This is a genomic window from Verrucomicrobium sp. BvORR106 (genome assembly GCF_000739655.1).
Taxonomy (GTDB): domain Bacteria; phylum Verrucomicrobiota; class Verrucomicrobiia; order Verrucomicrobiales; family Verrucomicrobiaceae; genus Verrucomicrobium.
Genome location: NZ_BATR01000140.1, coordinates 1 through 19,657, shown reverse-complemented (window position 1 = coordinate 19,657; position 19,657 = coordinate 1). Strand labels below are relative to the sequence as shown.

Genomic DNA, 19,657 nt, shown 5'->3' with positions numbered 1-19,657 from the left:
GGGTGGCGAACAACACCGGTCGTAGTTGTCGACGTGAGGAGGCACTAGCTGAAGTGTCTGCAAGCCTCGTCTTTGCGGTCATGCCATCAAGTTTCGACCGACGCCACTTGCCCCTCTGTCCGGTCAACTACTCCGTTCACCCCTCGGCGGTTGTGCTTGAAGCACAAACCGCCGCTCCTTGGGGGGCACCGCCCTCCACCACCACTCACCTCTTACCGAACTAACCAAGCATCCGCTTCGCCAGGGCATAACCCTCATGGTCGGCGGGATTGAAGAGTTCGCGGAACAAACGGTTGGTTTTGCCGCGAACCAGGCGGGTGTGGTACTTCACCAGGGAGGTGACGCGATCCACTTCTGCCGTGGGGCTGAAGGCATCTTCCACCTTCCTCTGGGCGTAGGAGGCGGCGCAACCGAGCGCGAAGATCTCCGCTCCGATGTCCACCAGTCTCCCCAGCACGAGTTGCTCGCGCTCCAGCTTGGGGCCGAAGCGCAGCATGGCATAGAGGATGTGACGGGACAGCTTGCGGCTGAGGCGGCGGACGTCGCGCATGCTCTGCTCCAGATCCGGATGCAGGTTGATGTCATCGCTGTCGTCCGCGAACGGCAAGAAGCGTGTGGGATACCACGAAGCGTAGTGTCTGGCCGCCCGCAGGAACACCAGAGCACGGTCCTTGAACGGCAGCTTGGTATTGAAGGCGGCGGCACCCAGCTTCAGGTGTGAGTCCAGCATCTCACGCGCGATGAAGAGGCGCATGATCTCGCTGCTGCCCTCAAATATGGTGTTGATGCGGGCATCGCGGAAGAAGCGCTCGATGGGTTCGGGCTTTTCACCGCGGGACTTCAGGCTGTCGGCCGTTTCATACCCGCGACCACCGCGGATCTGCATGGTGTCATCCACGATTTCCCATCCGCGTTCGCTGCCCCAGAGTTTGCCCAGGGCGGCTTCCAGGCGGACATCCGCATTCTTGTCACGATCCACCAGCGCGCTCACATAGCGAACGACTGCCTCCAGCGCAAAGGTATGAGCGGCCATGCGGGCCAGCTTGTCTGCGATGGCGGCGTGCCGGCCGATGGGCTGGCCCCATTGCTCACGTTCCCGCGACCAGCGGGTGGAGACATCCAGGCAGTACTTGGCCAAACCGGCACACGCGGCCGGCAAGGTGATGCGGCCGGTGTTCAAAGTCGTGAGCGCGACCTTCAAGCCGCGGCCCTCGCCCCCCAGGACATTTTCCGCCGGGACCCGCACATCATGAAAACGCATGACGCCATTGTAGAGGGCGCGTAGACCCATGAAGTGGCAGCGCTGCACGACCTCCACACCGGGCATGCTCGTTTCCACGATAAAGGCGGTGGTCGCATGCGGATGCGTCGGGCTGGGGGTTCGAGCCATCACGACCAGGACCCCGGCCTTGGTGCCGTTGGTGCACCAGAGCTTTTCCCCGTTGATGATGTAGTGCGTGCCATCGGCGGACCGGACTGCCTGGGTCTTCATCCGGGCGGGGTCGGAGCCGACATCCGCCTCGGTCAGGGCAAAGGCGCTGATCTCGCCCCCGGCACAGCGGGGCAGGAAGCGGGCTTTCTGCTCCTCCGTCCCAAACATGAGCAGCGGCTGCGGCACGCCGATGGACTGGTGGGCAGAAAGCAGGGCGGCCATGTTCCCACAGACTCCGCCCAGCAGCATGGCGGCGCGGGAGTAGTTGGTCTGGCTCAGGCCCAGGCCGCCGTACTTGACGGGGATCTTGATGCCAAAGGCACCGAGAGATGCCAGCCCTTGCAGCACCTCATCAGGGATCTCGCCCTCCCGGTCAATGGCATCTGGATCTGTTTGGGATTCGAGGAAACTTTTCAGCCTGAGCAGGAAGGCGTCGCCCTGGTCGCGGTCTTCCAGCGTCTGGCGGGGAAAGGGCAGCAGGGTGCTGGTATCCGGTGAGCCGTCGAAGAGGGAGGCGGCAAAGCCCGTGTTGCGGTCCCGCTCATCACGGGCAGCCTCCGTCATCTCCAGCGCGGCGCGCTGGCCTTCAGACATCTTGGAGGTGTCGAGCACCGACTTGGGAGTGGTGGTGGAGGGATGCTTGATTTTCATGGCAGGTCGAGCGGGGGTGAGGTTGCAGGAGGAAACAGGGGCCGGAAGGCCGGGTAGCCGGAGCCGAGGATCATGGCCATCTCGATGTCGCTGGCGGAGGCGGCCACGCCTTCCTCCAGGCAGAGCTGGGCCTCCTTCTGCATGAGGCCGTTCAAGTACGCGGCCATCTGTTCACGTTCGGTGAACTCGGGCAGCTCCCTCGGCTTGATGTAACGGAGGATTTCTGGATTGGGCTGCGGGCCATGGCGGTCGTTGAAGCCGGTGTAGAAGCCGCGTCCGTTCTTGTGCCCCATCATGCCCGCGGTGGCGAGTTGATCGAGCAGATCGCTCTGCGGGATGCGGTCGCCAAAGGCGTCTCGCAGTGTCTTCTCCACATGCAGGGCGACATCGAAGCCGACCTCATCCAGCAGACGCAGCGGCCCCATGGGCATGCCGAAGTCCGTCATGGCGTCGTCGAGTTCCCAGGGATCGCGCATGGTGGAGGCGATCTGCACGGCCCCCAGCAAGTAGGGCATGAGGATGCGGTTCACGACAAAACCGGGGCGGTCCTGGACGACGATGGGTGTCTTGCCCAGTCCCTGCACAAAGCGGAGGGCCGTTGCCACCGCAGCCGGAGATGCGTGGACGGGAGTGATGACCTCCACCAGCGGCATGAGGTGGGCGGGATTGAAGAAGTGCAGACCAATCACCCGCTCCGGATGCGGGGTGGCGGCGGCCAGTTCCTCCACAGAGAGCGCGGAGGTATTGGTCGCCAGGATGGTGTCTGGTCGGCACTGGGCGGCCAACTCGGCAAAGAGGCGTTTTTTTACCTCCATGTCCTCCACAACGGCTTCAATCACGAGGTCCATCTGCTGAAGTGGCACCTGCTCTGAGGTAAAGGAAATAAGGTCATGCGTCTCCCGGCCCTGCTTGGCCGAGAGCGCGCGGCTCTTCACTCCGCCATGCAGGAGTCCGCCGATGCGGCCGGCTCCTTTGGCCAGGGCGGCGTTGCTCATGTCCTTCAGCAGCACCCGGGTGCCCCGGCTGGCGAGGGCGTAGGCAATGCCAGAGCCCATGACGCCCGCTCCGATGACGGCGGCGCGAGTGATCGGGGGAGCCTCGATCCCCTGAAACGAAGGCGGCAGTTTCTTGGAGGCGGCCTCCTTGCGCAGGAAAACATCGATGAACCGGCGGGCCCCGCCGGATTCGGTGAGGCGGCGCAGGGTCTCCTGCTCCAGGGCCAGGGATTTCTCCGCGGTGCGTCCCGCCCCGCGGGTGATCACATCCACAGCGGCGATGGGGGCAGCATCATGATGCCGCATCCAGGGGAACTTGCTCCAGAGCATGGTCTTGGCCCGGAAGCGCAGGATCTGCGGCACCGGCCAGGCCTGGGTGAGGTGCAGATGATGGCGGCGTGGACGGTGGTTCGCGGAAAGTGCGATCTTGCGAGCCAGGTCCTCCATGCGCTCACGCGGCACCACATGTTGTACGATGCCCAGCTTCTTCGCATGGCTGGCTTTCACCAGCTTGCCGCGCACGATCAGATCCAAGGCCTTGGGCAGGCCGATGAGCCGGGAGAGACGGGTGCAGCCACCCCAGCCGGGAATGAGGCCGAGCATCACCTCGGGCAGACCCAGGCGGGTGACATCGCTGTCGCTGGCAATGCGCCAATCACAGGCCAGCACCGTCTCCAGTCCGCCACCCACACAAGCCCCGTGAATGAGGGCGATCTTGGGCATGCGCAGGGCTTCAAGGTGGGTGAAGACATCTTGCCCAAGCGCGAGCAGGTTCCGCCTTTCCTCATCGGGAAGGGTTTGCACGGCCTTCAGGTCTGCACCGGCGATGAAGACGCGGTCCTTCGCACTGCGCAGGACGACGGCCTTGATGCTGGAGTCCCGGTGCAGGTCCTCGATGTGACAGTCAAACTCATCGAGCGTCTTGGGATTCCACACATTGGCAGGGGAATCCGGGGTGTCGAACGTGAGCCAGCAGATGCCGTCGGCGTCCACTTCCTTGTGAAAGCAGGCGGGGCGGTGTTCGCTCAGGTGCTTGCGGATCGGGGTGGTCAGCATGGCATCTTCAGAGGGGTTTTCAGTGGGGTCGAGGACGATGAGATCCATGGCGGCAAAGGGCTGAGGTTGAGGAAAGGGTGCGAGGAAAGAAAAGGCGCTTGCTTAGAAGGCTTCGAGACAGACCGCGCCGCCCTGGCCGCCGCCGACACAGAGGCTGACCAGCGCCCGGCGCTTACCGGTGCGGCGCAGTTGGTACAGTGCGGAGAGGATGAGGCGGGCACCGGTGGCTCCCACGGGGTGACCCAGGGCGATGGCTCCGCCTTGGGGATTGAGCTGGGTGTCATCCACCTCGCCCAAGGGGGCGGAGAGGCCTGCCTTGCGGGCACTGGCGGGATCCTTCAGGCACTTCAGCACCGCCAGGATCTGGGCGGCGAAGGCTTCGTTGATCTCGATGATGTCCACATCGCTCAGCTTCCAGCCGGCATGGCTGAGCGCTGCGGCCATGGCCGTGACGGGGCCCAGACCCATGCGCTCCGGATCACACCCGGTGTAGGCATGGCTGACGAGCCTCCCCAGTGGGGCCAGACCCAGCTTCTGGGCGCGGGCTTCACTACAGGCCAGGATGGCCACGGCACCGTCGGTGACCTGGGAGGAATTTCCCGCAGTCACGGTGCCGGTGAGGGGCTCGAAGATGGGTTGCAGCTTGGCCAGCTTGGCGGGGGAGCTGTCGGTGCGGACGCCGTTGTCATCCTCCACGGCCACGACTTCCTTGCGACCGGAGAACATGGGGACGATCTCCTCACGCAGGTGGTCGCGGTGCTGGGCGGCCAGCAATTGAGAGCGCACGGCCATGGCATCCTGGGCATCGCGTGAGATCTCGAACTCACGCGCCAGGAGCTCGGCCGTCTGGCCCATGTTGATCTCGGCCACGGGATCGGTCAGACCCATCTTGATGGCGAGCAGGGGCATGAAGTCCTGCGGGCGGAAGGCCGTGGCCGCGCGGAGCTTGCCGCCCATCCCGCGGGCGCGGGAAAGCAGGGCAAACTTGATCGCCGCCTCATGGCGGAAGAGCAGCGGCATCTGGGACATGCTTTCGGTGCCACCCACGAGGAAGACCTCGCCCTGGCCTGCAGCGAGCTTTTCCTGGGCGGTGGTGACTGCCTCCATGCCGGAGGCGCAGTTGCGGTGCACCGTCATGGCGGGCCTTTCCTTGGGCACACCGGCCCGCAGGGCGATGACGCGCGAGATGTTGGCGGCATTCGCGGGTTGGGCCACGCAGCCAAAGATCGTCTCGTCCACCGCGGCCGGATCGATGCCGGTTCGTGTAAACAAGCCGTTGGCGGCGTGGCGGCCCAGTTCCACGGCGTCGAAATCCGCCAGGGAACTGCCGGCGCGGCAGAAGGGGGTGCGGGCACCGGCCACGATGACAAGGGGGGAGGCATTCATGAGGGATCTACTGGGTGAAGGTTGTGTGCGAGGTGGGCTGCATGGAGAGTCGAAGGCAGGGCACTGCGCCTGTCAGCCTGGCGTGGCCGTCTGCGTCTGACCGGGCTGGATCTGGCGGCGGTCCGCCACCTTCTCCTCCTTCAGCAGACGCCCCACGCCCAGCAGTTGGCGGAGTTCCGGCACGGTGTGGAAGAGGATCGCATTCGGCCTCATCTCTGTGACTTCATGGAACCGGCGGGTGAGCACCTCCTTCAGGGAGGCCTCGTTGACGTTGCCGTCCGGGGCCACGTGAAGGTAAACTTCATCGCACTCTAGGGGATCATCGTGCCGCTTGCGCAGTTCGATCTGCCACGCGGCCAGGCCCCGCTGGTCATCCAGCAGGTGTTCCAGCATGTTGAAGTCCACCAGCGTGCCTTTGATCTTGTCCAGCCGCAGGGTGCGCACCTCACTGGCGCGGGAGATGGGGCCCATCAGGCGCGGGCAGCGGCGGCCGCAGTGCGGGCAGGCATTCCAGGTGAGTCCGCCTTCCGCCATATCGCCGGTGCGGTAGCGGAGGACCACGGTGCCACGAGCATCCAACGGGGTGAAGACAATCTCTCCAGGCGCCCCCGCAGGCACGGGCACGCCGGTCTTGGGATCCACCAGTTCGATGAAACCGAGGTCGGGATAAAGGTGGAATCCGCTGGCTCCTTCATGCGGAAGGGTGGGGCACTCCGTCCAGGCCATCTTGGCCTCGGTAAAAGCGTAGATGCTGATGACATACGTCCCCAGTGAGCCCAGTTGAGCGCAGAGGTCACGCAGCTTGGCGCGCAGGCCCTGGGGCGTTTTTTCTCCGCCCAGAACGATGCGTTTGAGCGTGGTCCAGTGACGCTTCTCCTCCACCGCCTGGCGCAGCACGTGGTACACGAATGTGGGCATGCCGATGAGCACGTCGGGCTGCATGCGCTCGATCAGGGCGATGTTGCCCTCTGTGCCCATGGATTTGCCCCCACCGCTGGAAATCATGAAGGTGCCGTAGCCCAGGCCGGCGTAGTGTGACTGCCAGAAGGCCAGATGCGGGGCATAGGGGAAGAGGTTCACATGCCGGTATTCCTTGTCAGACCTTGCGGTCTCCATGATCCGTTTTCCGGAGAGCTCCAGGTGATTGAGATCGTGCTTCGAGTAGAGGAAGGGCACGGGTTCGCTGCTCCGTCCCGTCGTGCTGGTCAGCAGCAGCGGGCGGAATTCACCCTCCAGCTTCTCCTTGGTATGGCTCATGCCATGCAGGAGAGTGTTGAAGATCACCTTGGGCTCCCGACGGAGCGTCTGCGGATTGGGGATGAGGACGAACTCCCGCAGCTTCTCTTTTGAGACGGTGAGGTCAGACTTGCTGGAGAAGGGCACCTTGGCCCAGTCATCCATGCTGCGGATGTCGCCGGGTTCCAGGCCGATGCTCTTGAACATCTCACGATAGTGCGTGGAGAAGGGCAGGACCCGGGATTTCAGGTATTCACGCAGGCGGCGGATCTGCCAGGCCTGCCAGAATTCAGGGGCTCCGGCATCCCAGAGCGGGGAGGAGAGGAAGGGTTTCATAGAGCTTGAGAGTTGGGATGGTGGTTGGTTTGAGGTTGGGCATGTGAACGGGTATCGGCAGAAAATGGGGTGGTTTGTTTCAGACGTAGCCGGGGAGTCCGGTGTGGCGGTCAGAGGCAGAGGGGTGGGAGGCGTCTGCGCCGGTCTTGTGGCCGCGCTTCACGTCAGAGCTGTGCTCCGGCACCGGAGTGGGCCGCTGAATCAAGTCCAGAATGTGCGGCAGAGCGGCTTCGGCTGCCGTTTTCCCGGCCTCGATGTAGCGGTTGAAGTTCTCAAAGTCGTACCAGCGGGAGTCACAGAAATACGGATGCACGAGGACGTCTGCTCGTGTGCCCTCCTCGGCGATGAGGCGCAACTGGGCGCTGGTCAGACAGCGCTTGAAGGTGTCCAGCACGTTGCCGTAGGCAAAGAGGTTGACCTTGCGGTTCGCGGAATCGCGCAGGCGACGCCAGACGCCCTCTGGGGTGGGCGGGGGGATGGGGTAGGCGGAGATGCCGGCGGCGGCCAGATCGGCGGGGGTGGGCATCACATTGACCGCGATGATGGCGTCCATCGGGCTGGGGCCGATCTTTTGTCCCTCCGCGGTGTGCGTGGAGGTCCCGCGGGCCAGGATTTCCCGGAGCAGGCTCACTGGCAAGGGTTGAGACGCACCGCCATCGATGTAGCGATTTCCATTGAGTTCAACCGGGGCCACGATGCCGGGGATGGCGCAGCTGGCCTGCACGGCGGCAGCGGCGGGCATGTCCATCGGCATCACTTCCCAAGAGACGGAGTCCAGGTTGGTGGCTACCACATACATGGGGCGTTCCAGCTGGGCGAGCGTACGCTGGCCCAGGCTCTTCTCCAGATGCTGGCGCAGTTTGTTGCCCCGCAGGAAGCCGGAAAGGGGCGGGCACACAGGATCGATGAGGCGCAGCAGGGTGCGACGGTCTTTGATCTCGGCCGCGAGCTCCTCCAGCTGCTGGCCGTTGAAACCAGCCGCCCAAAGGGTGCCTACATAGGAACCCATGCTGCTGCCAATGATGGCAGAAATCGGGATCTTCTCGCGCTCAAGTACCTGGATGACTCCCACATGAGCCAGACCGCGGGCACCACCACAGGAAAGGACCAGTCCCAGTCGGGGTGGCGGGGGAGCCACCGGGGCGGGAGGAGCCTCCATGAAGCGGTTCAGCCAGTCTTCGGCGGAGAACCAGGGGAAGCGGCGCATGGCATCGGGCAGGCGCATGGCTTTTGGATGGGTTGTTGGAGGATTAGACTCACCACCAGTGAGTTAATTCAAAAGTTTCGATCAAATCTTGGTGCTAATGATCGACAAAACCGAAACACGTTTGGAAACGTATCAGTCCAATGGCGCACATGTTCCGCAAGGGTGCAAAGGCGCGGTGGCAGAGCCGGACTTAAGTGCTCCGGGTGACGGATTTGTTGCTTGTTTCAACCGTCTGGGACCGTTGAGGTGCGATATGCATTTCGCTCCCTCAACCCCGTGTTGTCCCTTCCGGCTGAGCCTGTTGGCCGCGCTTTTCATTGCGCCAGGCGTTCATCTGCATGCTGCCGAGGCCTTTGAGGTCGGAGCTGGGAGGGAAGCGGAGTTGCCTCAGGGCAAGGAGGCGGATGGCATTCGGGGAGATTTTGTCCTGCGCAATGACAAGATCACCGCCCTGGTCTCGCAGAATGCGCCGCTGCGTCGCGCGAACATGAGCACCTTCTATGGCGAAGATGGCGTCACTCCTGGCTGCCTCTATGACCTGGCGTTTCGTGAAAAGCAGGATGACCAGTTGATCTACTTTGGCCCGACGGGTCAGCGTGGACAGGTCTCGTATGTGAAGATCGTGGAAGATGGCAAGAAAGACGAATCCGCGGTGGAAACGGTGATCACAGCGGCGAAGAATGGCGGCGTCTACAAACGGCATGAGTATCGCGTGCGCGATGGCGAGCAGGGACTGCGCATTCAGACCACTCTCCGTAATGAAGGCAAGGCGATGGTGAAGGTCAGTACCAAGGACGCCTGGAATCGGTTCAATGAAACAGGTGAGCGCGACGGCGTGACCTGGGCGGATGCGGTGGATCCCGATGACCGCACGGGCTATGCGCATGGCAAGCTCTCAGCGCCCGGCGCAGCAGCGATCGCGGATGAGGTGGAGTTGCAGCCCGGACAGGAACTGACCTGGGTGCGTTTCCTCGCGATTGGGCGGTCCCCGGCGGAGGCGTGGTCGGCGGTTCGTGGAGCCAATGGAACCCCGGCGGGACGTCTGGAGCTGGCGATCACGGAGGCGGATGGCTCCAAGTCGGTGGCGGGCGCAGGGCTGGTGCTGGAGGAGGGCATTAATCCTGATCAGAAGTCTGACGGTAGCGTGATCGCCTATCCCGACAGTCACGGGCTCATCACCTTGTCCCTTCCTGCCGGGACCTACCACGGGAGTGTGGAAGAGGCTGGACGACTGCCTCGGCGCGTGTCCTTCACTCTGAATCAAGGTGAGGTGGTGAAACAGCAGGAGAAGCTGGAGCCCGCCACGCGATTGAAGTTCGACGTCAAAGACGCTCGTGGGCAAGGCCTGCCGTGCAAGGTGCAGATCCTGGCTACGGGCGAGACCAAGCCGTTGAATCTCGGTCCCGTGATGCGGGCACATGGCTGCAAGGACCAGTATCATAGTGAGAAGGGTGACTTCTCCGTCCAGGTGCCCGCTGGCACTTACAAGGTGGTGGTGACGCGTGGGATTGAGTACTCGCATCACGAGCAGGAAGTCGTCCTGGCGCAGGGACAGGAGCTGACCATTGGTGCCAAGTTGGAGCGCCTGGTGGACTCGACTGGATGGATCAGCACGGACTTCCACAATCACTCCACGCCCAGCGGGGACAACATCTGCGGCACGGCCGACCGTCTCATCAACATTGCTGCGGAACACCTGGAGTTCACACCCACAACCGAGCACAACCGCATCTACGACTGGCGTCCGACCATCGAGCGGCTGGGCCTTGCCCAGGAGATCCAGACCGTGGTTGGCATGGAGCTCACCGGCAGCGGATCGCACTTCAACTGCTTCCCCCTCAATCCCGTGCCCTTTGTGCAGGATGGGGGCGCCCCGGTGTGGAATGCGGATCCCCGCATCACCGCCTTAACGCTGCGTGGCTGGCAGGGCGAGCGGCAGGATCGCTGGGTGCAGATCAACCACCCGGACATGGCTTTCCTCTACAATGACCGCTATGCCGACGGCGTGGCAGATGGTGGCTATCTGGGCATCACCGAGATGGTGAATGGCATGGAGACCGAGAACTTCGTGGATGAAGGCGTGCTGGCGGATTCCCCCTGGCGTCTGACCAAGGCCAAGAACTCACTGGCCACTCGGGTGGAGACGGTGCGTCAGTTCATCTGGCTGCAGATGCTCAACCAGGGCCACCGCATCCATCCCGTGGCTGTGGCAGATGCCCATGCGGTTCACGGAAACGGCGTCGGCGGCTGGCGCATGTACCTGCCCAGCAAGACGGATGAGCCCGCCAAAATCGACTGGACGAACGATCTCGCCGCTCACGCTCTGGCTGGACACTTCATCCTGACCACCGGCCCCTTCCTGCAGGTCACGGCGGGCGATGGCAAACTGCCGGGAGATGACGTGCGCAGCTCTGGCGTGCTGCCCTTGAAGATCAAGGTGCAGTGCACGGACTGGATCGACATCGACCGCGTGCAGATCCTGGTGAATGGTCGCAAGGAGCCCAGCCTCAACTTCACTCGCGCCACGCATCCCGACATGTTCAAAGACGGCGTGGTGAAGTTTGACCAGACGATCCCCGTGAAGCTCGGCAAGGACGCTCACCTCATCGTGGTGGCCCTGTCAGAGAACGGTGACCTCAAGACGGGCTACGGCACCAGCGGCCAGGCCAAACTACGCCCCATGGCGTATCACACACCCTTCTACGTGGATGTGGACGGTCACGGCTTCCAGGCCAACGGGGATAACTTGGGCTATGACGTGCCAGTGGCCAAGATGACGCCGGATGAGGTGCGGGCGAAGATGGGGAAATGAGTTTTCAGCTGGGAGCGGAGGGGGGGGACGTGCTGAGGTGGTTTGGGAACGGAGGAGGTAACCCAAGGAGCGGCGGTTTGTGCTTGCACAACCGCCGGAGACGAGCGGAGCGATTGATCGCCCAATGCCCAACGTTTGAGCTGGCCCCATCGCTACTCGGTGGCATGGACGCGAATTTCCTCTGGCAACCATCGGCGGTTGTGCAAGCACAAACCGCCGCTCCTTGGGATGGTGGAGGTGGCGTATCCCAAGGAAGCGTGGTGCTGGCCTGAGGCGTCAGGGGCAGTGCGTCCTGAGCCGTCGCCCCTCAACCATCCGCTCCAGTGCTCCCCGCTGGTTCCACCGGATTGAAGTGACCCTGCGCCGGCGGCAGCGGCTGGATGTCCACTTTCAAACTGCCCGACTCCACGGCGGCGACTTGCTCAAAGATCCGTTCTGCCAGGGGCAAGGTGATGCCGCTGGAGATGCGGCCGTTCTGAACCACCAGGCTGAGCACCCAGCGGGGTTTGTCTGCCGGGTAATAACCGGCGACACTGGCGACGTTGTCCTTCACCATCTCTTTGGTTTGTGGGTCATTTCTCCAGTATTGTGCCGTACCGGAACGGACGGCCATCTTGACGGGGGCGCTGCTGTGCGGCCGCAAGCGCCCGGTGGATTTCGTGATGCCAGACCTGATGAGGTCCAGGCCGGTTTCGGTGAGCCCATGTTCCCGCAAGTTGGCGGCACGAACTTGCGAAGTGGGTGTGGGAGATTGCGAACCTGGAGATGCGATGCTGGCAAGAAGCCGCGGCCGCCACACGGTGCCTCCATTGGCGATGGTGGCATAGAGATTGGCCAACTGTAGGGGTGTCGTTTCCACCGCGCCTTGACCAATGGCCATGTTGCAGGTGGCTGCGTCGGTCCAGCGGTCAAAGGCCGGGTTCCGGTTAGCCAGCTTGTTTCTTTCCACCCAAGCCGGCCCTGGCAGGGTGCCATCTGCTTCCTCCCAGAGGCCGATGCCTGAGCGTCTTCCCAGGCCGAGCAGTGCTCCGCTTTCTTCCAGCTTCACTCCGCCGATGGCCATGCCCAAGGCATAGAAATACGGGCCGCAACTGTTGCCCATGGCCTGATCCATCGTTTGAAAACTATGCTGTTGTCCATCACGAACGCCGATCCAGCATCTGAAGCTTTTGCCTCCGACCTCCAGAGATCCTCTGCATTCGTACTGGTCGTTCTCGCGCCCCGTCATCACTCCGGCCAGAGCCGTGACAGCCATGAAGGTGCTCCCGGGGACATAACCTCGAACCGCGCGCGTCAGCAGGGGAGAGGTCGGATCATCGCGGTAGGTTTCAAACTGTTCCTGGCTGATCCCGGGGATGAAGTGATTGGGATCGTAGCTGGGTAGAGACACCATCGCCAGGACATCGCCTGAGTGCGGATCCATCAGCACGGCGGCCCCGCGACCTACCTTGGCTTCACGCAGGATGCGCTCGATGAGGAATTGATACCGGAGGTCCAATGTGAGCTGGAGATTGCTGGGCGGGCTGAGCTTCTCGCTAGCATTCGCGTCGCCGTGACCCGGGGCGGGACTGAGCTCTTGGTTCCAACCTTTCTCGACTCCGGCGGTTCCTTCGGTGAGGCCTTCGTCCGTCGATGATTTGCGCACATAGCCGAGTACATGCCCTGCCAGGGCCTGGTAGGGATAGTGCCGGAGGTAACAGGTGCGAACCGAGAGGCCGGGGAGCGTGCCCGTCAGTCTCCCTGCCGTAGCGTAGTCTTCCGGGGAAAGTAGGTTCCTGTAGATGAACGGCCGCTTTTCCCGGAAACTGCGATGCAGCTGGCTGTTGTTGTAGTTCGTGGCCAAGCCTGCCTGCTCCAGGGGCGGCATGCAGACCTCGGTGAACACGGTGGACAGGTTCACACGTCGGCCCTTGGCTTTCCCCCCCTCTTTCGTGGTGAACTCGAATTCCTCCATCGGCAGTGTTTCGCCATGCTTGGCCTGCCAGGCTTTGACCACCGCGTCAGTATCGAAGAGGATTTGCCGGTCAGGCCGGCTGTCTGCCGCGAGGACGATGCCGTTGCGATCACGAATCTCGCCGCGCTTGGGAGGAAGGGGATCGGATGCGCCTTCTGCAAGGACGGTTTGCGGAGCACTGGGCGCGAAGATCGCGAGCAGGACCAGGGCAATGGTGCCGAGGCCCGGGAGGCTGCGGAATGCCGCCGGGACGCTGGGTTCAGGAGTCAAGAGCCGCTCCACCCTCCGGCGCAATTCACCTCCCTTGGACCGGGTGGCCGCCATGGCAAGGGCTGGGGTGGGGCCTAGCTGGCATTCGGCCAGCTCCACCAGGGCTCGTGCATAGTCTTTCCGGTTCTGGGTGGCCCGGACCGCAGCATCATCGCAGGCGTGCTCTCTTTCACGGCGAATCTGCGCATTGATCCACCACACTGCCGGGTGATAGAAGTAAACGGTCTCGGCTACTGCCTGGAGGAGGTTGATGAAAAAGTCGTTCCGCCGCAAATGCGCCAGCTCGTGAGCCAGGACCATTTGCCATTGCGGCAGGGTCAGCCGCGTGGTCAGGGAAGATGGCACCAGAATGAGGAGTCGGAAACAACCCATGGCGATGGGGCCGGTCACCAGATCCGAGAACCGGATGGTCACGCTGCGATGGATGCCCATCGCCTTGCGAAGTTGATCCACCAGCGCTTCAAATTCAGGACTCGCCTGGTGGATGCCATGTCGGCGCAAGCGCGACATGCCCAGCCAACCTGCGGCATGGCGTACGGACAGACCGAGCATGCCCAGCAGCCAGATCCCGACGACCAGTTGCTGCCAGTGCAGAGCCCACCGCCGGGACTTGGACGACGGTGCCTTGCGCTCCGCCGGGGGCACGCGGCCGGGTGCTTCCAGTGTGGTGGTTCCACCTGCTGGTGTCTGTAGGCGGGCATCTGGTGCCAGGGACTGATCTGCGGAGGCAGCCCAGGGCCGATCCACGATGATGGGACGCTGCGCGTGCAGGTGTTGAAACGTCAGGCAGGACGTCAGCATCATGGCGGCCAGGGCCAGACAGGCAAGGCCATGTCGAGAACCGGGTGAGGATCGGCGGAGTTTCCAGAGCAAGGCTTTCAGCGCCACAGCGATCAGGGCGCCTTGCCAGAGGGAGTGCAAAAGGGTGAGGGCCAGGAGATCGACCAGACCCTGTTGGGGTTGCCAGGAGAGAGGGTTCATTTGGAGGTGGGCGGAGTGTGGTCGATCTCGTTGAGCATGGCCTTGATCTCGCGCACTTCATCCGCGCTGATCTTCCTCGAACCCAAGGCATGCATGACCAACTGGCTGACGGAGCCGGAGAACACGCGCTCGAGCACATCCTTTACCAGATGGCGTTGGGTCTTCTCCGCGGCGACCGCCGCACGATAAACATGCGTCTTGCCCTGGGTGTCCCGCAGGACCAGACCCTTGTCCGTCATGATCTGGAGGAAGGTTAGCACCGTCGTGTACACCAGCGGCGGGATCCGGTCCTCATTGATGGCATCGAGGATCTCGCGAACGGTGGCGGCCCCCTTGGCCCAGAGCACTCGCAGGATGGCGAGTTCAGCGTCCGTGGGGCGTGGGGTGGGCGTCGGTGTCGGAGACGCCGCGGGAATAGATTTATTGGCAGCTTTTTTGGCCATGGGTTACGTTCTACTAAATGGTTCGTAGGTTGTAAACTAAAATGTTAGTAGATTGGCGGGGCGTGGAGTGGTTTGGGCGCTGCGCTGGTTGAGGGGCCCGCAAGCGGGTTGTTGAGGCGCTGCGCTGGTTTAGGCGGGCTTAGCCCTGGTTAGATGAGCAGGGCGGTGGAACGGGTAGCGCAGATTGGCAATCGGCTTCAGTGGCGCGTTCACGTCACGTGAAGGCAGTCCCGGTTTGCGGGACTACCACTACTTTTCGGCTGCGATGTGAGGAGAGTCCGGCTGTCCTCAGCCGGTTTGGGAGCGGAGGATGCGCGTAGAAACGGGCTCGCTCGTCTTCCAACCCCGCTTGCGGACATGGCTCATGCGTACCACCATGCGCCATGTCTTTCGTGAGTTCGCGCCGCTTTCTCTCTGCTTCCTCAGTTGCATGCGCCATTGCCATCGCTGCTACCAGTCTTTCGCTGGGCCATGGGCTGATGGGTCAAATTCCGACTTCGGGAATCGTGACGGATGCCAGTGGGGTGAACATTCACTTCACCCATCCGCAGGACGGGGAGTTGGAGATGATTCGGGCGGCGGGTTTCAAGTGGATCCGGATGGATCTCACTTGGGAGGCCACGGAGCGCAAGAGGGGGATCTACGACTTTGCAGCCTATGATCACCTCATGAAGTCGCTGGAGGCGCAGGGATTGCGGGCGGTCTTCATCTTAAACTATTCCAACAAGAACTATGAGCCGCTCCGCTCCATCACCTCGGATGAAGGCAGGGCGGCCTACGCACGTTGGGCGGTGGCTGCAGTGCAGCACTTTCGGGGCAAAGGAGTGATTTGGGAGATCTGGAACGAGCCGAACATCGAAGGCTTCTGGAAGCCCAAGCCGGATGTGGAAGCCTACGTCAAGATGGCACGGGTGGCGTGTCAGGCGATCAAGGAGGCGGCTCCGGATGAGTGCGTGGTGGGGCCGGCGAGTTCGACCATCGACCTCGAGTTCCTGGAAGGTTGTTTCAAAGGCGGGTTGCTGGAGTGGTGGCAGGCGGTGTCGGTGCATCCTTACCGCCAGGGCGGTCCGGAATCGGTAGCGGCAGAGTATCACGCGCTGCGCCAGTTGATCGGCAAGCACGCGCCGGCGGGGAAGAAGGTGGCGGTGCTCGCGGGTGAGTGGGGCTACTCGGAGGCCTGGGCGAACTTCGATGTGAGCCTGCAGGGGAAGATGCTCACCCGCCAGTGGGTGGTGAATGCCGCGAACGCGGTGCCGGTATCCATCTGGTATGACTGGAAGGACGATGGCCCGGATCCTAAGGAGGCTGAGCATCGCTTTGGCACGGTGGAGCGCCAGCATTTCCCGGGGCGGGCGGCGGCCTACAACGCCAAGCCAGCGTATCTCGCCGCCCAGACATTCAATCGTGAGTTGGAAGGCTTCCACTTTGTGAAGCGGATCAACTTGGGGAGCCTGGATCATCACGGCTACTTGTTTGAGCGGGCCGGGGCGCAGTGCCTCGTGGCCTGGACGGCGGGAGGTGTGCCAGCCAGCGTGAAGGTGTCGGTATCGCCAGGAGCCATCAGCAGGGTGGGGCATCTGGGGCAGGTATTGCCGCCCCTGAGTGGAGGCGAGCTCCAGCTGGAACTCACCGATGCTCCGGTTTATGTGAAGTTTCAGGAAATAGATCCGCTGCTCCGCCAGGCGATGGAGGCGGTGCCCATGAAGCTGACCGTGCTGCCCTGTGCCGGGGACAGGGCAGCGGTGCAAGTCACCACCTACGGTGAGCACCCTGTGGCGGGGAAGGTGAAACTCATCGGCACGGAGGGTCTGGAGGTGCAGGAGATCACGCAATCGCTGAAGTTGGCCCCTGACCGGGTGGCGACCACCGTCTTGTTTCCGCTGAAGGCATCTGTCTCACCCAGCTACCGCCTTGGGGCCGAGCTGGAGGTGAATGGTCAGACCGTGCTCACTGTCCCGGCACGTCATTTTGTGGCCCAGCCTGCGGAGCTTGAGAAGGGGCTGCGCACCTTTGTGACGGGCGACGACAAAGTGTCGGGCAAGGCGGAACTCAGCCGTGGAACGGCCCCCGTCGCTCCGCCAGTGGGCAGCGCTGATGCTTGGCGGCTCCAGTGCGCGTTCGATGCGGGCTGGAAATTCGCCCAGGTCATAGGGGCCGAGGGGGCGCGTCATCGCGTGGCGGGGGTGGCAGAGGCGGGGTCGATTGATCGTGTCATCGGGTTTGGCATGTGGATCCATGGTGACAACAGCAAGACCGCCCTGCGTCTCCGCCTTCAGGATGCCGCTGGACGCACCTGGCAGCCGGATGGCCCCAATGTGAACTGGACAGGCTGGAGGTTCGTGGAATTCAAGCTGGATGAACGGACTGCCCACTGGGGTGGAAATGCCGCGGGGGCAAAAGATGCCCCTGCCAAGGCGGTGCCGGTTGCACCCTTGATCTGGGACACCGTGCTGCTGCTGGACAATCCGGCGCGTACGGCCTGTGAGGTGGAAATCTGGTTCCAGCCGCCGCTGCTGTTGGAAGAGTAGGCGAAATCAGTGGGCAGTAGGCAGTGCGTCAGTGGTCAAGGTGTTGGCTGCTGGCGCGGTTCGGCGGTGCTGGCTGAGCCTGCGGATGCTGGATAAGGCAGCAGCGTGGTCAGACAGCGGATGGGGTTTGCGGATCGCTCAGTCTCCCGATTGACAGTTAGGAAATCATCAGCAATACTGACAATCATGGGTGCCGACTTTCCATTTTCCATGCCGAGATTTCCAGAGGACGCCGAGCGCGAGCCTCTTCCGGAGTCGCTGACTCGCTACATGGGATTCCTCATTGCGAAAGCGCATCAACGACTGTGGACGCTTTTTAATGACGAGTGCAAACGACTGGGGTTCGACGTTCCTTGCGGGGGAGTGCTCCATCTTTTGGATGAGTGCGGCTCCATGTCCCAACAACAGTTGGGCAGGAAATTGCGCATCGACCGGACTTCCATGGTGAAGCTGGTGGATGTGCTGGAGGAGAAAAAGCTGGCGAAACGTCGCGATCATCCGGAAGACCGGCGCATCTATCTCGTGGAGATCACACCCGCGGGAAAGAAGGCTCTGGCTGAACTCCAGGTGGTAGGTGAGGCGATGGAAAAGCAGCTGCTGTCTCCGTTTTCAGAGGATGAGGTCAAGACCATCCGCCGGGCACTGCTGACGCTGGCGGGCTAGACCGGCTGGTCTGCGATCCCTTTCCCCAACCCCTCCACACCCGCCGCCTACTGCCATGCTGGGACTCGCCTTGAAAATGCTGTTTGGCGATACGGCCAAGTATCTGATGCTGATCCTGGGGTTGTTCTTTGCGACCTTCCTCATCGCCCAGCAGAGCTCCGTCTTCTGCGGGCTCATGATGTGGACCACCGCCACACTCACCAACGTGCCGGCCCCGATCTGGGTGGTGGATGAGAAGGTGGAGCAGGTGAATGAAACCAACCCCCTGCGGGACACCGACGTGGCCCGAGTTCGCTCCGTGGACTCCGTCGAGTGGGCGATGCCGCTCTACTCCGGCATCCAGAGGGTGCGGTTGCAGTCGGGCAGCTTCAAGATCATCCAGTTGATCGGCATTGATCCCACCACGCTGGCCGGGGCTCCGGTCAAGATGATCGAGGGTCGGCTGGAGGACCTGCGTCTGCCCAACACGGTCATCATCGATGACCTGGCCGTGAAGCGGCTCGCGAAGGTTCGAGGCCAGACCATCAAGGTGGGGGACGTGTTTGAGATCAATGACATGGAGGCCCGGGTGGTGGGCATCTGCGAGGCCATGAACAGCTTCACAGGCGGCCCGTACGTGTGGACCACCTACGAGCGGGCTCTGCAATACACCCCTGCCTCCCGCAAGATGCTCTCCGCCGTGATCGCCGCTCCGCGACCCGGGTTCACGGAAGAACAGGTGGTGGAAGACATCCGCCGCACCACGGGGCTGAAGGCCTTCGTGAACAAGTCGTTTAACTCCTCACCGCATGACTTCGGCACCTCCACCATCTGGTGGTATGTGAAGAACACCGGCATCCCCATCTCCTTTGGCACCACGGTGATCGTGGGCTTCATCGTGGGAGTGGCCATTTCCTGCCAGACGTTCTACGCCTTCGTGCTGGAGAACATCAAGCACCTGGGCGCCTTGAAGGCCATGGGTGCCTCCAACGGCAAGCTCTGTCTCATGCTCATCGTCCAGGCCTTTACGGTCGGCATCGTCGGGTTTGGCTTGGGGCTGGCGGGCACCACCCTGTTTGCCATGGGGGCGCTCAAGAATGAGCAGCCTCCGTTCTACATATCCTGGCACATTCCCGTGTTCGCGCTCGCCGTGATCCTCTTCATCTGCAGTCTGGCAGCGTTGCTGGGCATCTGGCGGGTGAGCCGGTTCGAGCCCGCCATGGTCTTCCGTGGCTGATGGGTTTCAGATGATGACACTAGCGGCGGCCTCCTCCATGACACCCCTTTCCGATTCCGTTCACCTTCCGGACCACGCCGTGCGGCTCTCCGGCATTGTGAAGAGCTTTGGCGATGGCAACTCCCGTCTCACGGTGCTGAAGGGCATCGATCTGGACGCCCGCTCCGGGGAGATCATGATGCTGGTGGGCCCCTCGGGCTGTGGCAAGACCACGCTGCTGAGCATCATGGCCGGAACACTGCATGCTGATCAGGGCGGGGTGGAAGTCTTCGGCACGCGCCTGGACAAGATGAAGGCCGCGCACGTCACGAAGTTCCGCGCCCAAAACATCGGATTCATCTTCCAGTCTTTCAACCTCATCCCCACCATCAACTGTGCGGAGAATGTGAGCGTCCCGCTGCTCATCCAGGGCACGCCTGCGCGAAAGGCTGAGGCGCGGGCCAAGGAACTGCTGGCCGCCGTGGGGCTGGGTGATCGCTGGCACCACCGCC

General features: G+C 62.7%; 12 protein-coding genes. 5 read left to right on the top strand and 7 right to left on the bottom strand.

All coding sequences use genetic code 11. The annotated features are described in order from the left end of the window. Positions 1-220: 220 nt before the first annotated feature. The 5 genes from BV106_RS25965 to BV106_RS36265 all read right to left on the bottom strand — a co-directional run bounded on the left by BV106_RS25965 (position 221) and on the right by BV106_RS36265 (position 8,317). The gene (locus tag BV106_RS25965; RefSeq protein ID WP_051946343.1) at positions 221-2,083 is read right to left on the bottom strand and encodes an acyl-CoA dehydrogenase family protein; all 1,863 of its coding nucleotides are present in this window, start codon (positions 2,081-2,083) and stop codon (positions 221-223) included. Next, entirely contained in the window at positions 2,080-4,182 is a 2,103-nt protein-coding gene (locus tag BV106_RS25960) for an FAD-dependent oxidoreductase (RefSeq protein WP_038169588.1), read from the bottom strand. The genes BV106_RS25965 and BV106_RS25960 overlap by 4 nt, the downstream gene beginning before the upstream one ends. A gap of 54 nt (positions 4,183-4,236) precedes the next feature. Beyond that, positions 4,237-5,520, bottom strand: coding sequence for a thiolase family protein (locus BV106_RS25955; protein ID WP_038169587.1), 1,284 nt, complete (start codon positions 5,518-5,520; stop codon positions 4,237-4,239). 72 nt (positions 5,521-5,592) lie between these two features. Beyond that, a complete protein-coding gene (locus BV106_RS25950; RefSeq protein ID WP_038169585.1) occupies positions 5,593-7,092 on the bottom strand; it encodes an AMP-binding protein in 1,500 nt (499 codons plus the stop codon). A 79-nt stretch (positions 7,093-7,171) separates the two neighbouring features. Beyond that, a complete protein-coding gene (locus BV106_RS36265; RefSeq protein ID WP_051946342.1) occupies positions 7,172-8,317 on the bottom strand; it encodes a patatin-like phospholipase family protein in 1,146 nt (381 codons plus the stop codon). Between the two features lie 283 nt (positions 8,318-8,600). On the opposite strand from BV106_RS36265, the gene BV106_RS25940 reads away from it, so the two are divergent. Further along, a complete protein-coding gene (locus BV106_RS25940; RefSeq protein WP_038169584.1) occupies positions 8,601-11,111 on the top strand; it encodes a CehA/McbA family metallohydrolase in 2,511 nt (836 codons plus the stop codon). A 307-nt stretch (positions 11,112-11,418) separates the two neighbouring features. Here BV106_RS25940 and BV106_RS25935 read toward each other — a convergent pair whose 3' ends face one another. After that, positions 11,419-14,316, bottom strand: a complete 2,898-nt coding sequence (locus BV106_RS25935; RefSeq protein WP_038169583.1) for a penicillin-binding transpeptidase domain-containing protein — start codon at positions 14,314-14,316, stop codon at positions 11,419-11,421. Further along, positions 14,313-14,759: a BlaI/MecI/CopY family transcriptional regulator gene (locus BV106_RS25930; protein ID WP_051946341.1), complete on the bottom strand. Its 447-nt coding sequence runs from the start codon at positions 14,757-14,759 to the stop codon at positions 14,313-14,315. Before BV106_RS25930 ends, BV106_RS25935 begins: the two co-directional genes overlap by 4 nt. Positions 14,760-15,238: 479 nt before the next feature. Here BV106_RS25930 and BV106_RS36260 point away from each other — a divergent pair, with 479 nt between their 5' ends. The 4 genes from BV106_RS36260 to BV106_RS25910 all read left to right on the top strand — a co-directional run. Beyond that, positions 15,239-17,287, top strand: coding sequence for a cellulase family glycosylhydrolase (locus tag BV106_RS36260; protein ID WP_265596074.1), 2,049 nt, complete (start codon positions 15,239-15,241; stop codon positions 17,285-17,287). A 210-nt stretch (positions 17,288-17,497) separates the two neighbouring features. Further along, positions 17,498-17,950: a MarR family transcriptional regulator gene (locus tag BV106_RS25920; RefSeq protein ID WP_265596073.1), complete on the top strand. Its 453-nt coding sequence runs from the start codon at positions 17,498-17,500 to the stop codon at positions 17,948-17,950. A gap of 55 nt (positions 17,951-18,005) precedes the next feature. Further along, entirely contained in the window at positions 18,006-19,166 is a 1,161-nt protein-coding gene (locus tag BV106_RS25915) for an ABC transporter permease (RefSeq protein ID WP_038169582.1), read from the top strand. A 37-nt stretch (positions 19,167-19,203) separates the two neighbouring features. After that, the coding region (locus BV106_RS25910) for an ATP-binding cassette domain-containing protein (RefSeq protein WP_038169581.1) at positions 19,204-19,657 on the top strand (454 nt) is incomplete at its 3' end.

Coding starts and splice junctions, on each gene's coding strand:
- BV106_RS25960 (WP_038169588.1), bottom strand. CDS start 4,182: ATGGATCTCATCGTCCTCGACCCCACTGAAAACCCCTCTGAAGATGCC.
- BV106_RS25935 (WP_038169583.1), bottom strand. CDS start 14,316: ATGAACCCTCTCTCCTGGCAACCCCAACAGGGTCTGGTCGATCTCCTG.
- BV106_RS25915 (WP_038169582.1), top strand. CDS start 18,006: ATGCTGGGACTCGCCTTGAAAATGCTGTTTGGCGATACGGCCAAGTAT.
- BV106_RS25920 (WP_265596073.1), top strand. CDS start 17,498: ATGCCGAGATTTCCAGAGGACGCCGAGCGCGAGCCTCTTCCGGAGTCG.
- BV106_RS36265 (WP_051946342.1), bottom strand. CDS start 8,317: ATGCGCCTGCCCGATGCCATGCGCCGCTTCCCCTGGTTCTCCGCCGAA.
- BV106_RS25955 (WP_038169587.1), bottom strand. CDS start 5,520: ATGAATGCCTCCCCCCTTGTCATCGTGGCCGGTGCCCGCACCCCCTTC.
- BV106_RS36260 (WP_265596074.1), top strand. CDS start 15,239: ATGGGTCAAATTCCGACTTCGGGAATCGTGACGGATGCCAGTGGGGTG.
- BV106_RS25950 (WP_038169585.1), bottom strand. CDS start 7,092: ATGAAACCCTTCCTCTCCTCCCCGCTCTGGGATGCCGGAGCCCCTGAA.
- BV106_RS25930 (WP_051946341.1), bottom strand. CDS start 14,759: ATGGCCAAAAAAGCTGCCAATAAATCTATTCCCGCGGCGTCTCCGACA.
- BV106_RS25965 (WP_051946343.1), bottom strand. CDS start 2,083: ATGAAAATCAAGCATCCCTCCACCACCACTCCCAAGTCGGTGCTCGAC.